Here is a 6,000-nt window from a genome sequence, read left to right as displayed (position 1 = left end):
GCCTGGTCTCCGACCGCGCCGCCGAGAGGTGATCACCCACCGGACAACACGCCAGGCCAGCACGCCCGAGTCTCAATCGAGCACCACGCCGTTAGCTGGGACTCGACCTGGACCGACAGCTTCGACGGCACCGGCAAGGACCGGCTGCCAACCATTCCGTCGCACGAGGTGTCGGGTGTCGTGGCCGGCATCGGAGAAGACGTGGAGGGGTTCGCGATCGGCCAGAGCGTGTACGGGCTGACCCCGTTCACCCGCGACGGAGCGGCCGCCGAGTTCGTGGTCGTGCCCGCCGCATCGATCGCCCCCAAGCCGGTGCGGATCGACCACGACCAGGCCGCGGCCGTCCCGCTGGCCGGACTGACGGCGTGGCAGGGGCTGGTGAAGCACGCCAGAATCAGTTCAGGGCAGCGGGTCCTGGTGCACGGTGGGGCCGGCGGCGTCGGCTCCTTCGCCGTCCAGATGGCGGCCGCCCTGGGCGCCCAAGTGGTGGCCACCGCCGCGCAGTCCGACGCGTCCCTTGTCCGGAATCTGGGCGCCGATTGGGTGGTCGACTACGTCGATGAGCGCTTCGAGGAGGAGCTGCACGACGTCGACATCGTGTTCGACACCGTCGGAGCAGACACCCAGAACCGATCCTGGCAGGTCATGCGGCCCGGAGGGGTGCTGGTCAGCATCGTGCAACCACCCGACCCCGAGCGGGCCAGCCAGCACGGGGTGCGGGGAGAGTTCTTCGTCGTCGAGCCGGATCCGGACAGCCTCACCGCACTCACCGCACTCATCAACGCCGACCGGATCAGTCCTTTGATCGACCGTGTGATGCCGCTCGACCAGGCTCCAGCCGCGTATGAGGCCCTGGAAAAGGAGCACCGTCGAGGCAAGATCGTCCTCCACGTCTCCGACGGCTGAATCGCAAGTGACCGGACGCCGCTCCCGGCCCCCCGACGTGGCAGACCCGGTGCTGCTCCTGGCGAGCGGCCCGGCCGGGAACGTGACCGGCACCGACATCATCATCGACGCAGCGCCCACTGTTGGGTTGGGGCAAACGTTCACAGCCCAACGACCGGAGCGGACGCCAGCGCACGGGGGCGCTGGGTTGTTGCGGCCACCGTCCTGGGCTCGGCGATTGCCTCGATCGACGCGACCGTGGTCCATCGCGTTGCCTGCCATCGGCCGCGACCTCGGCTCCGGCCTGGCCACCTTGCAGTGGGTCGCCACCGCCTACACCCCGACCCCGGCCAGCCTGCTGCTGACCGGCGGGTCACCGGGCGACCGCGACGGGCGCACGCGCCTCGTCGCGATCGGCGTGGACTGGTTCGCCCTGGCGACCGCACATCCTGGTGTCACTCGGCGCTCGGGGGGCTGGAGAGGTGCAGTGACTCGGGGAAGGTGTGCTCGACCAGGCGGTGCAGCAGTGTGTGCACGGTGTCCTGTTCCTCGGCGGAGAGTACTGCGAACATCTCCCGCTGCACCTCGTCGATCACGTGCTGGGCGCGTGCGGCGAGCGTGCGGCCCGCGTCGGTGACCCGCAGTTCCAGGACGCGGCGGTTGGTCGGATGCGGGCCGCGCTCGATCAGCCCGCGCGAGATGAGTGCGTTCACCGCCGCGCCCATGGACTGCGCGGTCAGGCCGGACCGGCGGGCGATCTCAGCGCTGGAGATTCCGGGGGTCAGGGTCACCTGTACCAGGGACCGCAGTTGGGCCAGGTTGAGGTCGAGCGGCCGCAGCGCGCGCTCCAGCCGCTGGGCGGTCGCCTGCCCGAACTGCCAGGCCAGGTATCCGGTGCGGGTGGACGGGTCGTGGATCACCTGCGGGACTCCCTCCTCGGGAATGTAAGGCACCTGATAACCTGTTGCTGCATTATCAGGAACCTTACATTATCTGAAGGGCTGCCCCCGTGCCCCCCGTGCCCCCCATATCGCCCGCCGAGCCGGGCCTTCGCACAGAACACGCCCCGTACCCGGAGCGCTCCGAGCACCCGGAGTACTCCGAGAGCCCTCCGCGCCCGCACCGCGCGCACGCGGTCGATGCCGCCCCGTCGGAACGCGGCGCCGCTGGGGCGAAGGGGGTTCTGCTTCCGGCGCTGATCGTGCTGGTCATCGGCTCGATCTTCGTCAGCGTCTACCTCGCCGCATTCCACGCACCCCAGCCGCACCGGCTGCCGGTAGCCGTCGTCGGCTCCTCGCAGACCCTCGGCCAGGTCGAGTCCGCGCTGGACACGGCGCAGCCCGGCGGCTTCGACGTGCAGGGCTATCCGTCCCCGGCCGATGCCCGCGCCGCGCTCGAGCACCGCGCCGTGTACGCCGCGTACATAGCCGCCGGCGGAACCCCGGAACTGCTGTACGCGGGCGCGAACGGCACCGGAGTGAGCGCCACGGTGACCGGCGCCTTCGGCGCAGTGGCCAAGGCAGGCGGCCAGCATCTCACCGCCGAGGACGCCCTGCCTGCCTCCTCGGGCGACACCCGCGGCCTGTCCGTGTTCTACGCGGCCTTCGGCGTGATCCTGGCCGGCTTCATGTTCGGCACGACGACGTATCAGCTGGCGCCGCGTCTGGAGTACCGCTGGCGGATGCTCAGTCTGCTGATCTTCGGGGCTCTCGGCGGGGTGATGGTCGCCCTGGTCGCGGGGCGTGCCTTCCACGCGCTGCCAGGTCCGTTCGCCGGTATCGCAGGCGTGGTCGCACTCATGGCGATGGCCGCGGGCGGCGCCACCATGGCGCTGATCCGCCTGTTCGGCCCGGCCGGGGTGAGCCTGAGCTCCGTCGTGCTGCTGATCCTGGGCAACGCCAGCAGCGGCGGCATCCTGCCGGCCGACTACCTACCGGGCTGGCTGCACCCGCTGCACGCGATCCTGCCAGTGGGCGTCGGCGTGCGGGCCATCCAGGGGCTCGCCTACTTCCGCCACGACGGGCTCGCCCCCGGCATCACCGTCCTGACCGTCTGGATCCTCGCCTGCGCCGTGGTGCTCTACCTGCGCGACGTCTGGTCCGTACAGGCCCGCCAGACCTGAGTGCCCGGCCCGCCCGCTCCGAATGGTGCCATGAGGGTGTGCATGTGAGCATGCCTGCGAGGAGATGTCGGCGTCGCCCGCTCGCGCGACGTCGCATAGACCGGCCCCGTATCGCCAAGACCAGCAGGAGCGATGCACAATGCGCACTCCGAAGCAGTTGACTCCGCTCGGCGCGATCGCATCGGGTTTGGCCGCTGGCCTGGTCGGCACCGCTTGCATGGACACGGTCCGGTTCCTGCGGCAGCGCCGATCCGGCGGTGAGCGCAATCCTCTGCGGTGGGAGTTCGCTCCCGTCCGCACCTGGCAGGAGGCTCCGGATCCCGGACAGGTCGGCAAGCGCCTGATCGAGGGCTTCACCCAGCGCGAACTCCCGGATGCCGCAGCCTGGCCGGTCAGCACGCTCATGCACTGGTCGTACGGTGCGGCCTACGGGGCGCTCTACGGCGTACTCGCCGGCTCGGTGCGCAAGCCCTGTGCGGTCTCTGGCGTGTCATTCGGCGCTCTCGTGTGGATCAGCGATTACATCACCTTGCCGATCGCGGGGCTCTACGAGCCCATCTGGAAGTACGACCGCAAGACCCTCGCAGCCGATCTCGGACCACACCTCGTCTACGGCGCCGCAACCGGGACCGTCTTCCGGATCCTGGGCAAGGCCTGTGCCGGCGTCCGGACTCGTCCGAACGAGAACGCGAGCCGCCGCCCGGTACCCCCGCGACCATCAGTACCCTGTCGCGCCCTCCTCGTCGAGCGCGTCGGACTCGGCTAGGCAGCCGCGCGGTCAAGGTCGACGATCGTCAAGGGTGACGGCGATCGCGTCCCCCAGGACCCGGAACGCCGTCGCCCGGCTCGGCTGCGGCACCACCTCCGGGCCGAACGTCCTCGACCACTTCACCGTCGCCGATGCACAAGTGCTACTGATGTGCAGTCAGTCCTGAGAATGTGAAGCTGGATTTGAGCAATCGGTGTCAAGCACCAAGACCGATGTGAGCGACGTAGGTGTAGGCGCCCCAGTCAGAGTCCAACTCGGCGATGATGTCGTCCCACACCGCGTCCAGAGTGCCGAGGTCCAGGCGCTGCTCCCATGGGGGATGGGACCACCAGGGCCGCAGCAAGCGCGGAGCCCGGCCGTGGGGAAATCGCTCGGTGACCCAGCTGGCGAAAGATGGGGTGGCCGGTTCTCCCAGTATGCGAGCCGCGTACAGGTCGGCTTGGAATTCGCGCCGGCGCAGGCCGCGGTTGATCCGCGCCAGGAAGGCCAGCAGTCCGCCGGTGTAGGCGCTGACCAGCAGGCCGCTCCACCACGGTGGGTTCGCCGCGGTGGAAGCGAGTGACGAGCGCCTCTACGTCGTCACCACCGACGGGTCACTGGCGTGCGTCGACGCCGGCGAGACCGCGATCAGCGACGCCCAGGACGGCCGGGTACCGCACACCGCCGACATCAAAGCCACGGGCTGACAGCGGGTCGAACCCACACACGCAGTGGAGCCCGTGACGACAACCATCACCACCGCAGTACCGGACGGCATCGTGGTGGAGTGCTTGCAGGACGCGGGCCGTACCCGCATCCGCGTCGTCTCCCCCGGCTACGACCCCACCTGGCGAGTCCAGTTCCCCAAAGACATCCGCATCCCCGGCGCCCGCTACCTCGTCACCGAGGTCCACGCTGCCCGGGGCGGCTTCTACCGTACCCACGGCGACATCAAACGCCTCCTGTGAACACCAGAGGCAACCTGCGGCCTGCGGCCGGGACGGGTGTACGACCAGACCAGAGCAAGGTTCCTCCACTCCCACAGCACCCGCGGCTCACCGCCCGCGGGCACCTGCCAGACTTCCCCGCGTCCGGCAGGCCGTCTCACCGCGTCCCACTCGACGACAATGCGCGTCTGGTCAAGTGCCAGACGTCACCCCCAGTGTCCGGTAGATGTGCCAAGCCGAAGTGGTCGAGTAGACGTCGCAGGTCTGAGCCAGGCGGTTGTCCCGGAAGAGCGCGGGAGTGCCTGGGCAGCCCTGGAGGGGACGGAGCAGCGTGAGCAATCGGTCACGATCAGATCGTGTCGGATGCCAGTGTAGGGCGGCCGCAGCAGTGAGGGCGGCGGCGGCTTGGTGAAGCGAACCGCCCGCCAGCAGGTCAATGCCCTGCGCGGCGAGTTCGTTGGGAGTACCTGGGGCGCGCAGGGCGGCGAGTTGGCCGGTCTCGGCCAGGTCCGCGATGGCCAGGTACCGCAGGTAGCGGTGCTCAGGCGTGTCGGCCGGCCAGGATGCGACTCGCACAGCGGGCACGGGCAGGTGCAGGGTTTCGAGTGCTGAGACCATGCCTGCCCACGACTGTGCAGTGTCCACCGACAAGGTGGACGGCAGGTCCGTGATGGCCCGGGATCGTAGGTGCGGATCGGTCGTGTCCTGGGTGCCGCCGGTGGCGGCGGTCAGCACCGATAACCAGGTGGCCGACGCGCCGGGGCCGGATCGGCCGAGGTCGCTGCGGTGCGCGCGCAGGGCGTCCGCGAGTTTGGGGTCGAGCGTCGGCAGGTCGGCCAGCGAACGTAGGGTTTCGACCTGCTGCGAGGCCTGTAGGTCGCCGAGCTGGGTCTGGACCGCAGGGATCAGACCGTTAGGCAACTGATGGCGTGTGATCTCGCGGCGCAGCGGATCGAGCCTGGCGGGATCGCCGTGCAGGGTCGACCATGCCTCGGCGAGCATCTCGGCGAGTTGCGGATCGCTCGGTGGAGCGCCGGGGTCGAGATTCGCTTCCAGTTGGTCGCGCTGGCCGCGCTCGTCGATGCCAAGCAACGCAGCCAATTGAATGTACGAGCAGGTTTCGACGAGGTCGTCGCCGTGTAGGGCGCCGAGATGTGAAGCGCCAGTGTGTGTCCACCAGTCCTGCACGGAACTTCGCAGATCATCGGGTGCCGGGAGGCCGAGCGCCGAGCGGGCCCGCCGACGTTGCCCGAAGCGTTGGCCGAGGCGAGGGATCCGATCGACGCGGCGACCATGAC

General features: G+C 69.5%; 7 protein-coding genes and 2 pseudogenes. 6 read left to right on the top strand and 3 right to left on the bottom strand.

The window, feature by feature from the left end:
- Nucleotides 1–906: NADP-dependent oxidoreductase (locus ABIA33_RS24730; RefSeq protein ID WP_370084612.1), on the top strand; the 906-nt coding region annotated here is incomplete at its 5' end.
- Nucleotides 907–1,340: 434 nt separating this feature from the next.
- Here the strand turns inward: ABIA33_RS24730 and ABIA33_RS24725 are convergent.
- Nucleotides 1,341–1,838, bottom strand: a complete 498-nt coding sequence (locus ABIA33_RS24725; protein WP_370084611.1) for a MarR family winged helix-turn-helix transcriptional regulator — start codon at nt 1,836–1,838, stop codon at nt 1,341–1,343.
- Between the two features lie 65 nt (nt 1,839–1,903).
- On the opposite strand from ABIA33_RS24725, the gene ABIA33_RS24720 reads away from it, so the two are divergent.
- From ABIA33_RS24720 to ABIA33_RS24710, 3 genes are all read left to right on the top strand, one after another.
- Nucleotides 1,904–3,007, top strand: coding sequence for an ABC transporter permease (locus ABIA33_RS24720; protein WP_370084609.1), 1,104 nt, complete (start codon nt 1,904–1,906; stop codon nt 3,005–3,007).
- Nucleotides 3,008–3,146: 139 nt separating this feature from the next.
- Nucleotides 3,147–3,773: a hypothetical protein gene (locus ABIA33_RS24715; protein WP_370084608.1), complete on the top strand. Its 627-nt coding sequence runs from the start codon at nt 3,147–3,149 to the stop codon at nt 3,771–3,773.
- A gap of 34 nt (nt 3,774–3,807) precedes the next feature.
- On the top strand, nt 3,808–3,942 hold the full coding sequence (locus tag ABIA33_RS24710) for a hypothetical protein (protein ID WP_370084607.1): 135 nt from the start codon (nt 3,808–3,810) through the stop codon (nt 3,940–3,942).
- 30 nt (nt 3,943–3,972) lie between these two features.
- On the opposite strand, the gene ABIA33_RS24705 is transcribed toward ABIA33_RS24710, so the two are convergent.
- Nucleotides 3,973–4,119 (bottom strand): hypothetical protein, encoded by a 147-nt coding sequence (locus ABIA33_RS24705; RefSeq protein WP_370084606.1) that lies wholly within the window; start codon nt 4,117–4,119, stop codon nt 3,973–3,975.
- 214 nt (nt 4,120–4,333) lie between these two features.
- Here ABIA33_RS24705 and ABIA33_RS24700 point away from each other — a divergent pair.
- Nucleotides 4,334–4,445 (top strand): annotated as a pseudogene (locus ABIA33_RS24700) (hypothetical protein); the annotation flags it as partial.
- A gap of 86 nt (nt 4,446–4,531) precedes the next feature.
- Nucleotides 4,532–4,723: pseudogene (locus tag ABIA33_RS24695) on the top strand (molybdenum metabolism regulator); the annotation flags it as partial.
- A gap of 171 nt (nt 4,724–4,894) precedes the next feature.
- Here the strand turns inward: ABIA33_RS24695 and ABIA33_RS24690 are convergent.
- Nucleotides 4,895–5,890: a hypothetical protein gene (locus ABIA33_RS24690; RefSeq protein ID WP_370084605.1), complete on the bottom strand. Its 996-nt coding sequence runs from the start codon at nt 5,888–5,890 to the stop codon at nt 4,895–4,897.
- Nucleotides 5,891–6,000: the final 110 nt, after the last annotated feature.

This window comes from Streptacidiphilus sp. MAP12-16, from assembly GCF_041262165.1.
Lineage (GTDB): Bacteria > Actinomycetota > Actinomycetes > Streptomycetales > Streptomycetaceae > Streptacidiphilus.
Note: the sequence above shows the minus strand (reverse complement) of the source record. Positions and strands in the feature narration are given on the sequence as shown.

Coding starts and splice junctions, on each gene's coding strand:
- ABIA33_RS24715 (WP_370084608.1), top strand. CDS start 3,147: ATGCGCACTCCGAAGCAGTTGACTCCGCTCGGCGCGATCGCATCGGGT.